Origin of the sequence: Pseudomonas sp. GM50 (assembly GCF_000282375.1) — a bacterium.
GTDB lineage: Bacteria > Pseudomonadota > Gammaproteobacteria > Pseudomonadales > Pseudomonadaceae > Aquipseudomonas.
On record NZ_AKJK01000090.1, the window covers coordinates 1 to 18300 of the forward strand.

At 59.0% G+C, this 18300-nt stretch carries 15 protein-coding genes; 5 read left to right on the top strand and 10 right to left on the bottom strand.

The annotated features are described in order from the left end of the window. Window positions 1–134 precede the first annotated feature (134 nt). The gene (locus tag PMI30_RS08250; RefSeq protein ID WP_008012276.1) at window positions 135–1289 is read left to right on the top strand and encodes a MalY/PatB family protein; all 1155 of its coding nucleotides are present in this window, start codon (window positions 135–137) and stop codon (window positions 1287–1289) included. A 78-nt stretch (window positions 1290–1367) separates the two neighbouring features. On the opposite strand, the gene trbK is transcribed toward PMI30_RS08250, so the two are convergent. Further along, the gene (trbK, locus tag PMI30_RS08245) at window positions 1368–1541 is read right to left on the bottom strand and encodes an entry exclusion lipoprotein TrbK (protein ID WP_008012277.1); all 174 of its coding nucleotides are present in this window, start codon (window positions 1539–1541) and stop codon (window positions 1368–1370) included. A gap of 111 nt (window positions 1542–1652) precedes the next feature. Next, a complete protein-coding gene (locus PMI30_RS08240) occupies window positions 1653–2165 on the bottom strand; it encodes a CinA family protein (protein WP_008012278.1) in 513 nt (170 codons plus the stop codon). Window positions 2166–2335: 170 nt separating this feature from the next. Here PMI30_RS08240 and PMI30_RS08235 point away from each other — a divergent pair, with 170 nt between their 5' ends. The 3 genes from PMI30_RS08235 (at window position 2336) to PMI30_RS08225 (ending at window position 5031) form a co-directional block, all read left to right on the top strand. Next, window positions 2336–2947 (top strand): Yip1 family protein, encoded by a 612-nt coding sequence (locus tag PMI30_RS08235; protein ID WP_032835806.1) that lies wholly within the window; start codon window positions 2336–2338, stop codon window positions 2945–2947. A gap of 55 nt (window positions 2948–3002) precedes the next feature. After that, on the top strand, window positions 3003–4349 hold the full coding sequence (locus tag PMI30_RS08230; protein WP_008012280.1) for a cation:proton antiporter: 1347 nt from the start codon (window positions 3003–3005) through the stop codon (window positions 4347–4349). A gap of 205 nt (window positions 4350–4554) precedes the next feature. Beyond that, window positions 4555–5031: a hemerythrin domain-containing protein gene (locus PMI30_RS08225; protein ID WP_008012281.1), complete on the top strand. Its 477-nt coding sequence runs from the start codon at window positions 4555–4557 to the stop codon at window positions 5029–5031. A 234-nt stretch (window positions 5032–5265) separates the two neighbouring features. On the opposite strand, the gene PMI30_RS08220 is transcribed toward PMI30_RS08225, so the two are convergent. The 4 genes from PMI30_RS08220 to PMI30_RS08205 form a co-directional block, all read right to left on the bottom strand. Continuing rightward, complete coding sequence (locus PMI30_RS08220) at window positions 5266–7185, bottom strand: hybrid sensor histidine kinase/response regulator (RefSeq protein ID WP_008012283.1); 1920 nt, start codon at window positions 7183–7185, stop codon at window positions 5266–5268. Window positions 7186–7287: 102 nt separating this feature from the next. After that, window positions 7288–8196, bottom strand: coding sequence for a zeta toxin family protein (locus tag PMI30_RS08215; RefSeq protein WP_008012284.1), 909 nt, complete (start codon window positions 8194–8196; stop codon window positions 7288–7290). Between the two features lie 128 nt (window positions 8197–8324). Continuing rightward, the gene (locus PMI30_RS08210; RefSeq protein ID WP_008012285.1) at window positions 8325–10604 is read right to left on the bottom strand and encodes an ATP-dependent DNA helicase; all 2280 of its coding nucleotides are present in this window, start codon (window positions 10602–10604) and stop codon (window positions 8325–8327) included. After that, complete coding sequence (locus tag PMI30_RS08205; RefSeq protein ID WP_008012286.1) at window positions 10601–12253, bottom strand: VRR-NUC domain-containing protein; 1653 nt, start codon at window positions 12251–12253, stop codon at window positions 10601–10603. The genes PMI30_RS08210 and PMI30_RS08205 overlap by 4 nt, the downstream gene beginning before the upstream one ends. Before the next feature lie 223 nt (window positions 12254–12476). On the opposite strand from PMI30_RS08205, the gene PMI30_RS08200 reads away from it, so the two are divergent. After that, window positions 12477–12701 (top strand): YgdI/YgdR family lipoprotein, encoded by a 225-nt coding sequence (locus PMI30_RS08200; RefSeq protein ID WP_008012287.1) that lies wholly within the window; start codon window positions 12477–12479, stop codon window positions 12699–12701. A gap of 132 nt (window positions 12702–12833) precedes the next feature. Here PMI30_RS08200 and PMI30_RS08195 read toward each other — a convergent pair whose 3' ends face one another. The 4 genes from PMI30_RS08195 to PMI30_RS08180 all read right to left on the bottom strand — a co-directional run. Further along, a complete protein-coding gene (locus tag PMI30_RS08195) occupies window positions 12834–14039 on the bottom strand; it encodes a DUF1624 domain-containing protein (RefSeq protein ID WP_008012288.1) in 1206 nt (401 codons plus the stop codon). A gap of 75 nt (window positions 14040–14114) precedes the next feature. Next, complete coding sequence (locus PMI30_RS08190; RefSeq protein WP_008012289.1) at window positions 14115–14489, bottom strand: hypothetical protein; 375 nt, start codon at window positions 14487–14489, stop codon at window positions 14115–14117. A 257-nt stretch (window positions 14490–14746) separates the two neighbouring features. Further along, on the bottom strand, window positions 14747–16600 hold the full coding sequence (locus PMI30_RS08185) for a polyurethane esterase (protein WP_008012291.1): 1854 nt from the start codon (window positions 16598–16600) through the stop codon (window positions 14747–14749). 97 nt (window positions 16601–16697) lie between these two features. Beyond that, on the bottom strand, window positions 16698–18300 hold a 1603-nt coding region (locus PMI30_RS08180), incomplete at its 5' end, for a polyurethane esterase (protein WP_008012292.1).

The following is an 18300-nucleotide window of genomic DNA, read 5'->3' on the forward strand; positions in this document are numbered from 1 at the left end:
GCCTGCTCGCGATGGCAGAGTGTCAGGCGACATCGATATTGAATGTAAGGCCCCATCGCGAGCAGGCTCGCTCCCACTGGGTTTGGCGCTATCATGGCCGCCGGATTAACCCTCTGCCTTTTATGAGACTGAGCATGACTTTCGATTTTGATCAGGTGTTCGACCGCCATGGCACCGGCAGTACCAAATGGAGCCGCTACCCGGCCGACGTGTTGCCGATGTGGGTCGCCGACATGGACTTTGCCGCGCCACCAGCGATCATTCAGGCGCTGCAAAAACGCCTGGAACACCCGATGCTCGGTTACAGCGTGGCTCAGGATGACTTGCGTGACGCCATCGTCGCCGACCTCTGGAGCAAGTACGCCTGGCGTGTGCAGCCTCAGGAGCTGGTCTTCCTGCCGGGTATCGAGTCGGGTTTCAACATGGCCCTGAACGCGCTGGTTCAGCCGCAGCAGAACGTGGTCGTGCAAACACCAAACTACCCGCCTCTGCGCCATGCGCCGGGCCACTGGCAGCTGAACAAGGTCGAACTGGATTTCGATGCGTTGGCCGATGGCACGTATGCGACGCCATTCGATGCCTTGCGCCAGGCGCTGCAAGGGGGCGGCGCGCTGCTGCTGAGCAACCCGCATAACCCGCTGGGCAAGGTCTTCCCGCGCGAAGAGCTGCAGGCGGTCGCCGACATTTGCCTGGAGCAGGACGCCTGGATCATCTCCGACGAGATCCACGCCGAGCTGTGCTTCGATGGGCGCGCGCACATCCCGACCGCCTCGCTCAGCCCGCAGATCGCCAAGCGCACCATCACCCTGATGTCGGCGAGCAAGGCCTATAACATCGCCGGATTGAAGACTGCGTTCATGATCATTCAGGATCCGGCGCTACGTCATCGGGTCAACAACGCTCGCTGCGGCATGGTCGACAGCGTCAACCCGCTGGGCCTGGAAGCCACCCGCGTCGCCTACAGTGAAGGCGGCCCTTGGCTGACCGAGCTCATGGCCTACCTGCAAGGCAATCGGGATTATCTGGTGGAGGCGGTTCGCACGCGGTTGCCGGGCGTGACCATGAACATACCTCAGGGCACTTACCTGGCGTGGCTCGACTGCACGGCGCTGGGCCTGGACAACCCGCAGCAATTCTTCCTTGATCAAGCGAAAGTCGGGCTCAGCGCCGGGCTGGACTTCGGCGATCACGCCCAGCAATTCGTGCGCCTGAACTTCGGCTGCCCAAGGGCGCTGCTGGAAGAAGGGATCGCGCGGATGGAGCGTAGTTTGCGTAACCGCCAGGTCTGACAGCCTGGGGTGATGCCGAAAACCCGATGCCTGTGCATCGGGTTTTTTATGGGCGACAGGCGCAGCATCGACTCCTGTTCAAGGCGTTATGCGCTCCATGCAAGCCTTGATGAAGGCTTCCCGCTTCTGATCGTCTGGCAGCTTCATGAAGTTTTTCGGCTCGCAATTTTTCTCATTCACATCGTATTTGCTTTCGCAGCCAGCGAGGCATGCCAACGACAGTGCCAGTGCAACGAGCGATTGGGTGTTCATGAGCAATTCCTCATCGAGTTTCTTGCATCGCATTGAGCCTAACCCATGAGTTGAGTGTAGGGCTCTTGAGCGATCACCGAAATCTTGCCGTTGCGCTCGAACCGCCGTCGTTCATGGTGTGACCTGGCCTTGTTCACCGGCCAATGCACGTTGATGAAAAAACGACACCCGCTTCAAGGCATGTTCGGCGGCCAGTAACTGCACCCGGCTGCGCGATCCGAAAAAACGGTGCTGGTGAGTGAATACGCGCTGCCCTCGCTCGGTCTGGTACGCCCAGGCAAAACAGACGGTGCCGGCCGGAATCCCGTCGATATCCTCCGGGCCCAGAATGCCGGTGGTGGCTACCGCGACATTGGCGGGGCTGTCGCGCAATGCGCCCAAGGCCATTTCGCACGCCACTTCGCAACTGGTCAGGTTGAAGGTTTTGATCGTCTCGGGGCTGACGTTAAGCAATCGCTGCTTGGCTTCAGGGGAATAAACCACATAGCCACTCTCGATCAGGTCTCCGCTGTCCGGCACCTCGGCCAGCAAAGTCACGATTTTTCCTGCGGTACAGGATTCGGCCGTCGTCAGTCGCAAGTCGTGTTGCCGCAAATAGTCGACGACGGATTGGCTGACGTTCATGGCCAGGCCCCCAGGCAAGAGGAATTGCTCGGTTGACCTTCGCCGTTTGTAAACATTCCCTCCAGCCGACCGCGCTTGAGGCACCCGATAAAAAATGAACCCCCGGCGATGGATGCACCTCAATACTTCTAGGGGCCCCTATGCCGGGCCGCTTGTATCTGGAGGTCGTCATGTCCGCACATTTCGTCAGGCTGTTCACTCAGCCCAATTTCGTCTGGACAGATATTCGTAAGGATGAGGAAGCGCATCCGCGCCATTACCTCGCTCATTTGCTGTTGCTCGCCTTGATCCCCGCCGTGTGCCTGTTTATCGGGACTACCTACGTCGGCTGGAGCCTGGCCGAGAACGAAACGGTCAAGCTCAGTACCACCAGCGCCCTGCAACTCTGCGGGCTGCTGTACCTGAGCATCATTGTTGGCGTGGTGCTGATGGGGCTGTTCATCCGCTGGATATCGCGGACCTTCGACTCACGCCCCACCGTCAATCAGTGCATCGGTTTTGCTGCCTATACCATCACCCCGTTCTTCCTCGCGGGCATCGCCGGGCTCTACCCGAGCCGCTGGCTGGCGATCACGGTGCTGGGGGCCGCCTCACTTTATTCAACGTTTCTGCTGTTCGTCGGCTTGCCGATCTTCATGCACGAGCGCAAGGAGCAAGGCCTGCTGAATGCGGCGAGCGTATGGGGCGTCGGGCTATTGGTGCTGGTGACTATCCTGGTGGAGATGATTCTGCTCTGGTTCAACTACCTGGGGCCTGAGTACTTGCGCGTGACTGGCGTTTGACTTTCCTGAGTCCGCCATTTGGCGGCGGTCGGCGGTACACCTCCGAGAACCGGGCATGAGCTTCATTGTATGGGTGGCGGTGTTGGGTGCGGTGCTGCTGACCCTGGCGCTGACCTCGTCCTATCTGCGCTGGATGCCGGTGACCACGTCGGCGGTGTGCCTGGCGCTGGGCGTGGCAATCGGGCCGGCGGGCATGGGTTTGTTGAAGCTGGACATCAAGGACGCGGCGGTCTGGATGGAGCACCTGACGGAAGTCGCGGTGCTCTTTTCGCTGTTTGTCTGCGGACTCAAATTGCGCCTGCCGCTGAAAGATCTTCGATGGCGGGTGGCGTTCGGCCTGGCGGGGCCGGTGATGATCTTGACCATCATTGGCGTCTGCCTGTTGCTGCATTACGGTTTTGCCCTGGCCTGGGGGCCGGCGCTGCTGATCGGGGCGATTCTGGCCCCCACCGATCCGGTACTGGCCTCGCTGGTGCAAGTCAACGACGCCAGGGATTACGACTCGGTGCGTTTCGGGCTCTCCGGTGAGGCGGGCCTCAACGACGGCATCGCCTTCCCCTTCGTGATCCTCGGTTTGTTGTTTGTACAACAGAGCGGCGATAGCCAGGCCTGGCTCGGTGAGTGGGCATTGAAAAGTGTGCTGTGGGCGGTGCCTGCGGGCTTGCTCACCGGTTACTGGATGGGCCATGGCATCGGTCGCTTGACCTTGTCGATGCGTATCCGCAATGCCGACAGCACCCTCTCCCCTAACGACTATCTGGCGCTGGCCCTGATTGCTCTGGCTTACGTCGCGGCCGAGGAGATCAATGGCTATGGCTTTCTGTCGGTATTCGCCGCCGGCCTCGGGTTGCGCCAGGCCGAAGTCAAATCCACCGGTGACACGCTGATGCCCGCCGAGCATCTGGTGCAACCGGTGGTCGGCCACCAGAACGTCGAACCTGAGGCTGCCGTCCACGGCGACGTGGCGAATCTGCCAGAAACCCAAGTCGCGGCCGGCATCATGATGGGCGACATGTTGGCATTCGGCAGCCTGGTGGAACGGGCCATGGAAGTGTTTCTGGTCACCCTGCTGGGTGTGGTGCTGGTGGGCCACTGGGATTGGCGAGCGTTGGTGGTTGCGCTGGTGTTGTTCTGTGCCATTCGGCCCTTGTGTGTAGGGATCATGCCGTGGGGGCGCCTGCTGGACGGCCGCCAGCGGCTGTTGATCGGCTGGTTCGGGATTCGCGGCATCGGGAGCTTTTATTACCTGTTCTACGCCTTGAACCATGACCTCGGTCCGGCAGCGGCGACGCTGTGCACCGACCTGACATTGTCGGTGGTGGCGCTCAGCATTCTGGCGCATGGCATCAGTACTCAACCGATGCTGGCCCGTTATGAGCAGCGCAATCACCAGGACGTCTGACGAAGGTCGGTCAACCTGCACTGAACAGCAAACCGGATTCATGCAGGCTGCACGATAATGGCTTGTTAAAAACCATCACAACCGATTGTTTTTATTTGGGTTTTCTTAATCTTTAAAACAGGCACGGGAAATGCTCCAGCAGTGTGAGCGACAACGGCAGGAAGACCGTTTGCGCTTGACCCGTGACTAAACAAGAGGTTCGATCATGAACGCCATTGACCTGTTGAAAACCGACCATGAACGCGTAAAAGGGATCCTGGCCCAGTTGAGCGAGTCCACTGAACGTGGGGTGAAAAAACGCACCGAGTTGCTGGCCAAACTGGAAATGGAAATCAAGATCCATACCCGCCTGGAAGAAGAAGTCTTGTACCCGGCGTATAAAAAGGCCGGGGGCAAGGAACAGGATGTGATGTATTACGAAGCCAAGGAAGAACATCGCACCGTCGATTCGCTGGTGCTTCCCGACCTGAAAACCACCGATCCCGCTAGCATCGAATTCGCCGGTCGAGTGAAAGTGGTCAAGGAGTTGCTGGAACATCACATCGAAGAAGAGGAAAAGGAAATGTTTCCTCAGGCCAAAAAGCTGCTGGGCAAAGCGACGCTCGACGAATTGGGTAGCGAAATGGAGAGCCTGAAAGCCCGCTACAAAAAAGAGCTGGGCGCGTCCAGCCTCGCGGCTTGATGGAGGGAATAGCAAAGCCCGGCGAACTGCTTTTCGTAGGAGCCAGCGGTGCGGCGATCCGACTTGCCGGCGAAGGCGCTCTCAAGGACGCCTTCGCCGGCAAGCCTGGCTCCTACATATCCATATCCATATCCATATCCATATCCATATCCATATCCATATCCATATCCATATCCATATCCATATCCATATCCATGTCCATATCCATATCCATGTCCAATTTGCTCCCGACTATCACTTCATCACCAAGGCAATGATTTCCACCAGATTGAGTTGGGTAAAGGGTTTGGACAGGCGTGGGAGTCTGGCCGCCAAGCCTTCCAGACGCTCGGCGTAACCGGTGGCGAGGATGATCGGCAGCTGTGGCCTGATGTTGCGGATAATCTGCGCCAATTGCTCGCCGTTCATTTTGGGCATCGCCATGTCCGTAATGACCAGGTCAATCGCGGGCTCACTGTCGAATAGCTCCAGCGCCTGCGCGCCGGACGAGGCACTGATCACCCGATGGCCGAGGTCCTCGAGCAACAGGCTGGTACTGGTCAACACCAGGCTGTCGTCGTCCACGACCAACACACACAGACGAGGCACCCGCGACATGGCTGCCTCCTCGATAGCGGGTGCAGTGGTCGAGTTGGCCAGTGCAACGGGTAACCAGAGTTCAGCCGTGGTGCCGACGTCCTTCCGGCTTTTCAGAATGAAGCGTCCTCCCAATTGCTCCATATACCCATGAACCATCGATAATCCCAGGCCAGTGCCTTTGCCGACGCCTTTGGTGGTGAAGAAGGGGTCCATGGCCAACGCCAGGGTAGCGTCATCCATGCCCTCCCCCGCATCCGTGACACTCAGGCAGACATAACGACCTGCCGTCAGGGAAAGCTTCTGATCGTGGACCTCATGTGTCTGGGCGCTGATGATGAGTTTCCCGCCGTTGGGCATGGCATCGCGGGCGTTGGTCGCCAGATTCAGCACCGCCAGCTCCAGCTGGTTGACGTCGGCCATCACCGGTTCGAGCTCGGGCGCAAAGCGGGTTTCTATGCTCACCGCAGGCCCCAGGGAGCTGCGCAACAGCCCGGTAATCCCCTGTATCAGTGCCGGTATTTCAACGGCTTCGGTCTTGAGTTCCTGACGCCTGGCAAACGCCAGCATGCGCTGGGTCAGGGAAACGCCACGCAAGGCGCCTTGAGTGGCGTTGTCGAGCAAACGGGTAATTCTCGGGTCGTCTGCCGCACGTTTACGAACGATTTCCAGATTGCCGAGAATAACGGTCAGCAGATTATTGAAGTCGTGGGCAATCCCGCCGCTGAGTTGACCGATGGCCTGCATCTTTTGCGCCTGAAACAACGCTTCGCGGGTTTTCTCAAGGGCTTGCTGGGCTTGGGTCACCTCGGTGATGTCCCGAGTGATCTTGGCAAATCCCAGCAACGTGCCGGTCTCGCCCCAAATCGGGTCGACCACGACATGCGCGAAAAACCGCGTGCCGTCCTTGCGCATGCGCCAGGCCTTGTTTTCGAATCGCCCCTCGCGTGTAGCGATCTCCAGCGCACGCTGGGGTTCACCGGCTTCGCGGTCTTCAGGGGTGTAAAACATCGAGAAATGCTGGCCGATAACTTCTTCGGGGCGGTAGCCCTTGATTCGCTGAGCCCCCAGATTCCAGTTGGTCACGCGTCCATCCGGAGCGAGCATGTAGATGGCGTAGTCGGTGACGCTTTGCACCAGCAGCCGGAACTGCTGCTCGCTCTGCTTGAGGGTTTCTTCGGCCATTTTGCGGTCGGTCAAATCCCGGGTGATCTTGGCAAAACCCAGCAATTTGCCCGACGGATCGCGAATGGGATCGATGATGACGTGGGACCAGAAATGCGTGCCGTCCTTGCGAACCCGCCAGCCTTCGCCCTCGAAACGCCCTTCGTGAATGGCGGTATCAAGGGCACGCTGAGGCAAACCGGCCTTGCGGTCCTCTTCGGTATAAAAACGCGAGAAATGCTGACCAAGAATCTCCGCCTCCTCATACCCTTTGAAACGCTTGGCGCCAGCGTTCCAACTGGTGATGATGCCATCGGGGTCAATCATGTAGATCGCGTAGTCCACCACGGCATCGATCAGCAGACGAAAGCGCATCTCCTCGATGGCATTGATCTTGGTCCGGTCATCGCTCATGGAGCCCTGTCCTTATTGTTGTTCTTCTGGAGTATGCGACAAACCGCTCGTTTGGAAATTCCAAAAAACCAATACGTTGGTCTGCCGCAGTGGCGCGAGGGATTATCGGTACACGTATTTGACGATATAGGCGTACAGATCGTTGTAGACAAAGTCAGGGACATGTTCAGCGTAGGTTTGGGTTTTGAGCAGTGCCAGGTGACACTCTTTGATCATTTCGTCGCGATCACTCATGGTGTAGATGTGATTGTCGATGATCATCCCATAAGCGCTGTACGTATAAGGTGCCGTTGCTCCTGTGATGGTCAATGCTCCGTCGGCGGCTTTGGTGTAAGTGCTTTGAGCGCGCAAGGTCCGTTCCTTCAATGCACCGAAGCCGCGCTCGTACAAGATGATCTGCGAGCCGCTGACCGCTTTGGCGGCCGTTTCGAAGGCCAGGATGATCGCCTGTGCGTTACTCATGCTGGCATCCAGCATCGACACAGTGACGAACCTTTCCATTTCCTGCTTTTCCAGGCTCCTTAGCGCTCTTTTGATGCTTGATGCATGAGCGAACTCTTGATTACAAGCGACGATATGGGTCTCGACCTGATAGCCGGCCGCCGTCGCCGTCGGTGGAAAAGCGGCGAAATCGATACTGTCGAATGCGCATTCCATGATGATGTTGTATTTGCGCTTGAACGCCTCCACGAAGATCTGCGTGCTGACCTCCCGGACAAAAGCTTCCGTATGCTCGTAAGCATGCAAGACGCCGAGCGTGATCATCTCTGCGTATTGAGGGTGTTTTTCGCGGTATTTGGGCAGGTACAGACGAACATAATTGTCATAGCGTTTGGAGGGAAGCAGGTTTTTTTCCAACAGATACGTTTTACCTGACCCTTGCAGCCCCGCAACGACCAGTATTTTCGGAGTTGCCTCGGCAGTGATGCCGTTGAACAGCGTCGCGGTGATTTCAGTGAATACTGCAGTGACCTGCTCTGGGGTGTAAGTGTACTTCGGGGCTACTGACATACCTTGATTTCCTTATCAAAGATTCGCTTGAAAGTGATTGCCTGCCCTTTGAATAAAGCGCTGTTTCGTTGTTTGTTCAAACGGGCGTGTCTTTCAAGATATGTCTCTGTTTTATAAAGTAAAAAATCCTACGAAGGTGAAGGAAAGTGCGCTGGCTCAACTGACCACCAGCGCGGCAGCAACTGCTTGACCTTGCTCTCGCCAAACCGGTCATCGATCAGCATCACTACCCCTTGATCCTGCTGAGTGCGGATCACCCGCCCCGCTGCCTGCACGACTTTTTGCACGCCAGGAAACAGGTAGGTGTAGTCATACCCGGCACCGAAAATCGCCGCCATGCGCTGTTTCATCTGTTCGTTGACCGGATTGAGTTGCGCCAGCCCCAGGGTGGCAATGAATGCACCAATCAATCGCGCGCCGGGTAAATCGATGCCTTCGCCGAATGCGCCACCTAACACCGCAAACCCTACGCCCTGACTATGGACGGTGAATTGATCGAGAAACGCCTGACGCGGCCCTTCCCCCATGCCCCGGGACTGCGACCACAGCATGATGTGCGGATGCCGCTCGGCCAGCAACTGCGCCACTTGCTGCAAATAGTCGAAGCTGCTGAAAAACGCCAGGTAATTACCGGGGCGTTGGGTGAACTGTTTGGCGATCAGCTCGACGATGGGTTCGAGGGACGCTTGACGGTGGACATAGCGAGTCGAAATCTGGCTGACGATGTGCACCTGCAACTGATCGGCGTGAAATGGCGACTCCACATCGATCCACACCGTGTTCGCCGGTGTTCCCAGCAAATCCGCGTAGTAATGCCTAGGACTCAGGGTGGCGGAAAACAGCACGGTGCTGCGCGCAGCGGTCAGGCGCGGGCGGATGAAACCGGCCGGCACCACGTTGCGCAGGCATAACTGCGACAGGTTGCGCTTGCGCTCGAGGTCGCGTTTGCTGATGTCGAACAGGAAATGCTCATCGAACAGTTCAGCCACGCGGCCGAATTGCAGCATGTCGAAGTAAAAATTCTGCAAGCCGCTGTCCAGGCCCTGAGGGTAATCGTTCAGGTAGTCGCCGATGCTCGCGCAGCACAAGGACAGCGCCTGAAGCAGTTTTTCCGGGGCTTTGTCGTAGGCCTGATAGGGGCTGAGTTGCAGATCATGCAGGGCATTCCATTCACGATTGACTCGCTGCAAGGATCTCTTCAGCGACTCAGGCGCGGTTTTTCGCACGCTGTTCAACGTCCCCTGGTCGAGGCTGGCGCTGTACATCTGCCGGCCGCGCTCTACCAGATTGTGGGCTTCGTCCACCAGCACCGCGACGTTCCAGTTATTGGCCTGGGCCAGCCCGAACAGCAACGCACTGAAGTCGAAATAGTAGTTGTAGTCGGCGACCACCACGTCCGCCCAGCGGGCCATTTCCTGGCTCAAGTAGTAGGGACAAACGTCATGCTGCAGGGCAACCTCGCGCAAGGCGCTCTGGTTCAGCAGGCTCAATTGGCTGGCGGCCTGACGCGCGGCCGGCAAACGATCATAAAAGCCCTGGGCCAACGGGCACGACTCGCCATGGCAGGCCTTGTCCGGGTGCTCGCAAGCCTTGTCCCGGGCGATCATTTCGAGAACTCGCAAGGGTGGAGCATCGGCGCTGTCGAGGATGACCTGAGCGGCGTCCAGCGCCAACTTGCGCCCCGGAGTTTTCGCCGTGAGAAAGAACACCTTGTCCAATTGCTGCGGCGCCAAGGCCTTGAGCATCGGGAACAGCGTGCCTACGGTCTTGCCGATACCGGTCGGAGCCTGGGCCATCAGGCAGCGACCGGTGCTGACCGCCTTGAACACCGACTCGGCCAGATGCCGTTGCCCGGGACGAAAATCGGCATGGGGAAATGCCAGCTGTTGCGCCGCCAGATTGCGCCCTTCGCGATGGGCCATTTCCTGCTCGGCCCAGTGCAGGAACAACCCGCAATGGTGCTCGAAGAACAGCTGTAGTTCGGCGGCGCTGAAGGCCTCGACCAGGCAGGTTTCCTTTTCGCTGACAATGTCGAAGTACACCAGCGCCAGATTGATGCGTTCCAGCTGCAGTTTCTGGCACATCAACCCACCGTAGATCTTCGCCTGCGCCCAGTGCAGCTGCCGATGGTTGGCCGGTTGTTTGCTCAGGTCGCCACGGTAGGTCTTGATTTCTTCGAGGCAGTTTTGCGCTGGATCGTAGCCGTCTGCCCGACCTTTCACGGTCAAGGTCCGATACTGGCCCTCCAGCGCGACTTCATTCTGGTAACCCTCGCTGCGCCGTGAGGCTACGGTGCGATGCCCGACGATGCCCTCCAGCGCGGTCGGCGACGGAGTGAAACGCAGGTCGAGGTCGCCAACCTTGGCGGTGAATTCACACAGCGCCCGCACCGCAATGCTGTAGCTCACGCGCCCTGCTCCGCCCATTGCACGTAGCACACGGCAATCGGCATCTGGTGCTCGTGACAGAACTCCAGCCAGCGCAATTGATTGTCTTGCAACCGATCGCCGGGGCCTTTGACTTCGATCATGCGGTAGGTTTTGTCTTGCGGCCAAAACTGGATCAAGTCCGGCATGCCAGCGCGGTTGGCCTTGATATCGAGCAGCAGCCGATTGAACCAGTGCTTGAGGTGTTCGGCGGGCAGACAGTCGAGCGCCTGCTCCAGCAGTTCCTCGCTCAACACGCCCCAGAATACGAACGGTGACTGCACACCCCACTTGGCGCTATAACGCTCGCGGACAGTGTGCACATAACGCCCGTCATCGAGTTCGGCGAGGCAGGCTTGAAACAGATCCGCGCGCCGCGCATGAAAGTCTTCGTTGAGCAGGTCCACCGGGCCGCGCTGGAATGGGTGAAAAAACGCTCCCGGCAACGGCGCGAAGATTGCCGGCCAGCACAGCAGCCCGAACAGCGAGTTGATCAGGCTGTTCTCGACGTAATGCACCGGCGCCGACTCCTCCGCCAGGTGTGCCTGAACGTAAGACTCCACCGACAACGCCGGATCGTGCCTGGGCAGTTGCAGGTCCAGGCGCTGCATGGCCCGAGGGGCTGGTCGCTTGATCGGCGGCCCGCCCAGTTTGCGCCGCAGCCTGGGCAGCACACGCGATAGATGCTGATGCTCGGCAGCACTTTCAGGGGCTTGCTCGGCGTGGATGGCCAGGTCCATCGCCAGTTGGTATTCAGCACAGCGCTCCAGCACGCGAATCAGCCGCAGACGCGCGCCGGGGTAGGCGCATTCGCGGTAGAGGCTCAAAGCGCTGGAAAAATCCGCGACGCGCTCGCAGTGCTGACCGATCTGGAACAGCAGTTTGCCCCGACGTCTTTGCAGCCAGGAATTGTCGAGCTGCAGCCCGTTGATCTGCTCGACAATCGCCGCCACGTCTTCACCCGCCTCGAAACGCTGCTGACAGCTGTGCAGGAACAGGCAGGCGTCGACGTCCTCGCGACTGCGCAAGCCTCGGGACTCGGCGCAGAACTCGACTTTCTCGTAGGTAAAGATGCCCAGGTCGGCCAGCACGAACTCCGACCAGTCCTGATAAAGATTGCCGAAGAACATCAGCCGCAGCCGGTCGCACAGGCCCATGACGGTCAGGCTGAACAACCGCTCATTCATTGCCGGACACCACTGGGCAAAACTTTGCGCCTCGGGAAACTGCTCGCTCAGGGCCGGCAACCAATCGGTCTTCTTGCCTTTGGGCTGATCGATGGCGCTGCCAAAGCACTGGAGAATCTCGGCCTTGAGCAACACCTCGAACAGGTCCTCGATGTGCAATGGCGACTGCTGGTCGATCCAGCCCGATGCCAGCAACGGCGCCGCAGCGTTGTCGATGTCGCCGATCTCGACGTAACTCAGTTTGCCGGCCCTGAAATGCATACCCTTGCGCATCACCAGTCTGACCAGCAAGGCTTGGGACTCGCGGGGCAATCGATTGAAGTCGCGGATGAAATCCTGCTCCTCGACGCTTAATACATCGGCATAGCGATGCTCAAGCCAATCAAGCACTTGCATGAAGTTGTTCAAGTAATAGAACGGGTCGTCGAGAGGATTTACAATCACGGGCAAAAAGGGCCATGGCAAACGAGTACTGGTTATGCGTACAGATACCAGCTATGCCCCACCCGGTGCAAACGGAAAAGGATCAGTGGCGACGCTATTCGGCAATTTTCGGGTGGCCATCGAACTTTCTGCCATTCCATCGCACCAACCGCGTTAGAGGCACAGCGACGATTGACCTCAAGCGAGGCTGTCGCGCTGTTTTTTTCAGTGATGAGAGGTGTGTATGAATATCAAGACTCTGGGTTTGCCCCTGGCAGTAGCGGCCTTTTTGGCCCTGGCCGGTTGCTCGACGCCGACGGTCGTGACCCTGCAGAACGGCACCCAGTATTTGACCAAGGACATGCCGAACACCAAAACCAAGGACGGCTTCTTTGAGTTTGAAGATATTTCCGGGGCGAAAGTGAAAGTCCGGGCCGATGACGTGGCCACGGTTCGCAAGGAAGACTGACACAGAACCTGTAGGAGCGAGGCTTGCCCGCGAAGAATGCACCGCGGTTTTTCAGGTATTACGCGTCATCGTTCTTCGCGGGCAAGCCTCGCTCCTACAGGATTTTCATCGCTCAAACTTCCCGGTCTTTGATCAGAGATATTTGAGAATCGCGATGTCGCGACGGCGCTGTTTGAGGTTGGCGAACCAGCGCGTCGGGAAGAACAGCAACACCCCGAGGATCACGCTCCACAGCCAGACCATGGGCAGGTCATCGAAGCCGTAATAGGTGCCCTGATTGGCGCCCCAGATGGCGACCGCCACCAGATACATGGCTTTGAGCACATACAGATGCAGCAAATAGAAGAACATCGGCGCACCGCCGTAGATCGCCAGGGTCGCGGTGGACCAGCGATCCTGGGCCTTCTCGAACAACGCCAGAAGGATCAGCCCCAGGCCGAGGGTCGGCATCAGGAACATCAGCGACGGCGGGTACTTCTTCGCGCTCATGAAGCTCATGAACGTGCGCAGCGAGTCACCGGTTTGCACCCACGGCTTCTCGCCGTAAACGTTCAGGTAACGGATGAACACGAACGCCACCAGCAGGCCGACGCCGACTTTCAGCAACCGGGAAATCCGCTCGGCCGGTTCCATGTCCTTGCCGAACCATGGCCCGATGGCCCAGCCCAGCAAAATCACCCCGATCCACGGCAACACCGGATACGTGGTGCGAGCCCGGGTGAATTCGGTGATGTCGATGAACACCCGCTGATGCAGGATCGACCACGGTACGAAGAACGGCGACTCCGGCCCCACGGTCACGCCGTCGAGCAGGTTGTGCCCGGCGACAATCGCCACCCCGAGCACGATCAGCCAACCGCGCTTGAAGTGCAGTAGCCCCGCGAGCACGATCATGCAGATACCGATGCACCAGATCACTTGCAGCCACAACGTCTTGGGCGGGAACTCGGCGTTCCACGCAAAGCACACGAACGTGAGCTCCAGGAACACCAGGAACAACCCGCGCTTGAGCAGGAACACCGATGTCTCGCTGGCCGTGTGTTTCTGGCTGTAGAGCCAGGCCGACAAACCGGTGAGGAAGATGAACACCGGCGCGCAGATCTCGCTGAGCATGCGGGTGAAGTACAAGTCCGGCGTGACACTCAGCGCATCGATCGGATCGGTGACCTGGCGGTGCAGCAGAAAGGTTTCCCGCACGTGGTCGATAAGCATTAAAAGCATGACGAAGCCGCGCAAGGCATCGATGGCCAGCATCCGGGTATTGGTTTTTGCAACGCTGGTAGCAAGCGCAGGGGAAACACTTCCCGCCTGCCCTGCCACACCTGTAGATAGGGTCATATCAGTCACTCATGTCGTGGTCAGTGGACTACCGCTGGCTCAGTCCTGTTTTTTAAGCCTGCAACTGCGCTGTGCTCAATGAGTTCCCGGAACACCGTTATCGCAAGAGAAGGACTGCCCTCCTTGCCGTATCAGTCGTTCCTGCATCCGCTGGCAACGCTCCCGTTCCTGCTGCATCGAACTGTCGATGCTGATATTGCCGGTCTTCTCCGGTGGTTTGCCGTCGCCCAGGCGCACTGTCACCCAGGGCTGTTCCGGCTGGATCTGAAAGCGGCTTTTTTCTTCGACGGGCGTGGTGGGTTTGGTGGTTTCGATCGCGGCCGGTTTCGGCAGTTGATCAGAGGTGACCCCGTAACGGGTCAGAATCGAGCTTTGAGGCAGTTCTGCGGCGGCGGTTGCCGATAACAAGGCCAGCGCCAGACCGAAGGTGTACCTCTTGCTGTTACTCACGTTGCAAAATCTCCTGTACTCAATGGCGGCATGCAGCTCCGGCGTCATAGGGATAACGCGTGGATGGGCTGATGGTTTAGTGCCAGATTCCTGTTGGTGCAGGTATTGGAGTCAAAGAGTGGCCAGCGAGTCACCGATCTACCACGTTATCGTTCATCGCGAGCAGGCTCGCTCCCACATTGGATTTTCATTGTCCACAAAATCCCTGTGGGAGCGAGCCTGCTCGCGATAGGGCCCTGACAGGCGCCCCGCTACCCTCAGGCGATCACAATCCCCCCACCGGACAAACTGTCCAGCCCAACCCCCACCAGGGTTACCGAATCACTGCCAAACGTCAGCAGCGTATCCTGCCCCACCGCCGTGGCATGGGCGCGGAAGTCGTCGTTCGGCGCAACGCCCTGAACCCCGAGGAACACCAGTTTGTCGTTGGCTTGATAGCCCACCACCCGGTCCTGGCCAAACGCGCCGCTGAACAGGAACGTATCGATCCCGCCGCCCGACTCCATCAGGTCATTACCCGCCCCGCCGACAAACACGTCGTTGCCGGCGCCGCCGATCAAATGGTCGTTGCCGTCCAGGCCAAACAACCAATCGCCCGTTGCGTGTGCCTTGAGCGTATCGGCCCCGGTCGTGCCCTTCACGCTTGAGGCGTACTGGGTCAGGTTGCTGCCGACCGCAAGACCATTGGCGGTGACGCTGTGGGTCACGTCATCCTTGAACACGCCCCAGAGAAAACCCGGCTCCTTGGTCACGATGCTGCCGATGTCACGGGTGATGCTGATGCCGCCATTGGCATCGCGCACGTACAGGTTACCGGCACCGTCATTGGCAAAGGTGAAGTTCTTCACCGACTGCTGCAGGTCCAGCACGTTGCTGCCCTTGCCGCCCAACAGGATGTTGTAGCCCCCGCCATCGCGGAAGGTGTCGTTACCGTCGCGGCCTTCCAGGTAGTCGTTGCCCTTGCCGCCCTGGATCAGGTCATTGCCGTCGCTGCCGATGATGAAGGTGCTGCCTTTATGGGTTTCGGCGTTGCGGTTCAAGTCCTGGACCCAAGTGTTGCTGCGCGCCGGGTCCGAGAGGTTGGCGACGATGATGGTCGAATCCTTGCTGGTCAGGTCGTAGAACTTCGACTCCAGCACTCGGGTCATGCCGTCGCCGTAACCGGTGGGCAAGTGCGAGATCCAGGTAGGAATGTTGAGAATCGAATACGGCAGCACGTTCCACGCCGTCGAGGCGTAGTGGTCGTTGAAGCTGACGATGTTATCGGTCGTCGAATCCTTGGCGGCATCGTGCACGCCTACCGAGGACAGGTTGAACGACGAGCCATCGAGGGCGCGGAACACCGGGTCGTTTTCATAACCGATGTTCAGCACTTTGTCGCTGCTGCTTTGGGTCGGCGAGGCATAGGCGATGTAGTTGGAATCCTGGTAAAAACCGGACCATTTGTTGCTGCTCAAGTCCGCCAGGCTATTGACTGCCAACCCGCCAAGGCTGTGGCCGCTGACCAGCACGTCCTTGCCCGACAGCCCATTGGCCTGGGCAAATGCTGCAACGTCACCGAGCAGATTGCCGAAGGCTTCGCCCACATAGTTTTTCGCGTAATCCTTGGGACCCAGCGCCGCCAGCAGATCGTTGATCACATCGCCGATGGAGTCGCCGATCTGGATCTCTCGCGGGCCACTGGTGCCGCGAAAAGCGATACCGATTTCGGTGAGATGGCCCTGGGCGTCGTACTTGCCGAGGATCTCCACTTGGGCGCTGGTGTAACCGGCCTTCTCGCCGAAGAAGGTTCCACGAGCGTCGGTCTTGCCGTCATAGCCCAATTGCGCGGCGGTGATCGGCGTCCAGCCGGCTTTTTGCACGGCCTCGAGTGCGGCCTTTTCCGAATCGGGGTTCCAGGGAATGCCGGGAATGACGCCCTGGGAGTCGGTGCCGCCAATCAGCGCGGTGACCAGGGTTGCCGGCAAGCCCAGGCCGAAGCCGTTTTGCTGGTAACCGGTGGCGAAACCGTTGTCGAGGTTGTGATAGGAATACAACGTGATCGCCATGGCGTCGCTGAACAACGCCTTGGAGTCTGCTGTACCGAAGTTTTTGTAGTCGTACACACCCATTGGTATTGCCTCTCTTTTTGTTGAAATTGTCAGAGATAGCTCACAACCAGGACGCCTCACTGACGAGGCGCCCCGGAGCATTTAGTGCATGCAGCCTTTACGCGAAGGTAATTCCCGAAGCCGAGAGATTATCCAGACCCACGCCCACCAGCGTTACGGCGTAATCGCCAATCTTGAGCACAGTGTCGTTGCCGGCCTGGGTCGCGTGCTGGGTGTAGTCATAACCCTGCCCCGCGCCCTGCACGCCCATGAACACCAGTTTGTCGCTGCCCTGGTAGCCATTGATCGCATCGAAGCCGAAGGCGCCGCTGAACAGGAAGGTGTTGTTGCCGCCCGAGGCCTGCATCACGTCATTGCCCGCGCCACCGACGAAGGTCACGTGGCTCTTGTCGCTGCGCAGCAGGTCATCACCCGCGTGGCCGAACAGCCAGTCACCGTCGACGCTGGCCACCAGCGTGTTGCCGTAGGCGTCGCCGTTGAGCGAATGGTTGTAGTGGGTCAGCTCAGTGCCGTTGAGCAAACCGTTGGCGGTGACGTTGTAGGTCACCTCCTTGCTGCCCCACCACGAACCCGATTCCTTGCTCACCAGCGCGCCGATGTCGCGGGTCATGCTGATGCCGCCGTAGGCATCGCGCACATACAGCGTGCCGTCACCGTCATTGGCAAAGCTGAAGTTCTGCAACGGCTTCTGCAGCTCGAAGGTGTTGCTGCCCTTGCCACCCAGCAGCAGGTTGTAGCCGCCGTCATCGCGAAACCGGTCGTTACCGTCACGGCCTTCGATGAAGTCATTGCCCGCGCCGCCCTTGAGCCAGTCATTACTGTCGGTGCCGATGATGAAGGTGCTGCCGGAGTGCGGCTCGCCGCTACGGCCCAGGTCCTCGACCCAGGTGCTGCCTCGGGACGATTCCGACAGGTTGGACACGATCAGCGTCGAGTCCTTGTCGGTGAGGTCGTAGAAGCGCGAGTCGATCACCCGGTTCAAGCCGTCGGCATAGCCCAACGAACCGTGGGCCGACCAGTTCAGCGGGTTGAGGATGCTGAACGGCACCAGGTTCTGCGCGGTGGAGGCGTATTGGTCATTGAAGTTGACGATGTTGTTGGTCGCCGACTCCTGATGACCATCGTGCTTGCCCAGCGAGCCACTGCTGAAGGTGGTGCCGTCGAGCACTCGAAACACCGGATCATTCTCGTAGCCGATGTTCAGCACGTTGTTGCCGGTGGCGCTCTGGGTCGGCGAGGCGAAGGCGATGTAGTTGGCGTCCTTGAAAAAACCGCCCCAGTTATTGCCGCTCAACTCCGCGAGGCTGTTGACCCCCAACCCGCCGAGGCTATGCCCGCTGACCAATACGTCCTTGGCACTCAAGCCGTGGGCGATGGCGAACGCGGCAACGTTTTTCAGCAAAGTATCGAAGGCGTTTTTCGCGTAGTTCGTCGCGTAATCCACCGGGCCGACCGCGGCCAGCAAATTGTTTTTCATGTCGCCGAAGGTGTCGCTGTAGCCCAGGCCGCCGGTGCCACGGAAGGCGATACCGATGCCGATCAGCTTCCCTGCCCCGTCGTATTTACCGAGCACTTCGGCTTCGGCGCTGGTGAAGCCGTCCTTCTCGCCATAAAAGGTGCCTTGAGCCCCGACGCTGCCCTGATAGCCCAACGCTGCAGCGCCAATCGGCGACCAAGCGGTGGCCGGCAGTGGCTGGCCG

Bases quoted from the DNA above. Each gene is read 5' to 3' on its own strand.
- PMI30_RS08220 (WP_008012283.1), bottom strand. From the start codon at position 7,185: ATGAGCGATGACCGGACCAAGATCAATGCCATCGAGGAGATGCGCTTT.
- trbK (WP_008012277.1), bottom strand. From the start codon at position 1,541: ATGAACACCCAATCGCTCGTTGCACTGGCACTGTCGTTGGCATGCCTC.
- PMI30_RS08235 (WP_032835806.1), top strand. From the start codon at position 2,336: ATGTCCGCACATTTCGTCAGGCTGTTCACTCAGCCCAATTTCGTCTGG.
- PMI30_RS08200 (WP_008012287.1), top strand. From the start codon at position 12,477: ATGAATATCAAGACTCTGGGTTTGCCCCTGGCAGTAGCGGCCTTTTTG.
- PMI30_RS08215 (WP_008012284.1), bottom strand. From the start codon at position 8,196: ATGTCAGTAGCCCCGAAGTACACTTACACCCCAGAGCAGGTCACTGCA.
- PMI30_RS08185 (WP_008012291.1), bottom strand. From the start codon at position 16,600: ATGGGTGTGTACGACTACAAAAACTTCGGTACAGCAGACTCCAAGGCG.
- PMI30_RS08250 (WP_008012276.1), top strand. From the start codon at position 135: ATGACTTTCGATTTTGATCAGGTGTTCGACCGCCATGGCACCGGCAGT.
- PMI30_RS08230 (WP_008012280.1), top strand. From the start codon at position 3,003: ATGAGCTTCATTGTATGGGTGGCGGTGTTGGGTGCGGTGCTGCTGACC.
- PMI30_RS08240 (WP_008012278.1), bottom strand. From the start codon at position 2,165: ATGAACGTCAGCCAATCCGTCGTCGACTATTTGCGGCAACACGACTTG.
- PMI30_RS08195 (WP_008012288.1), bottom strand. From the start codon at position 14,039: ATGACCCTATCTACAGGTGTGGCAGGGCAGGCGGGAAGTGTTTCCCCT.
- PMI30_RS08225 (WP_008012281.1), top strand. From the start codon at position 4,555: ATGAACGCCATTGACCTGTTGAAAACCGACCATGAACGCGTAAAAGGG.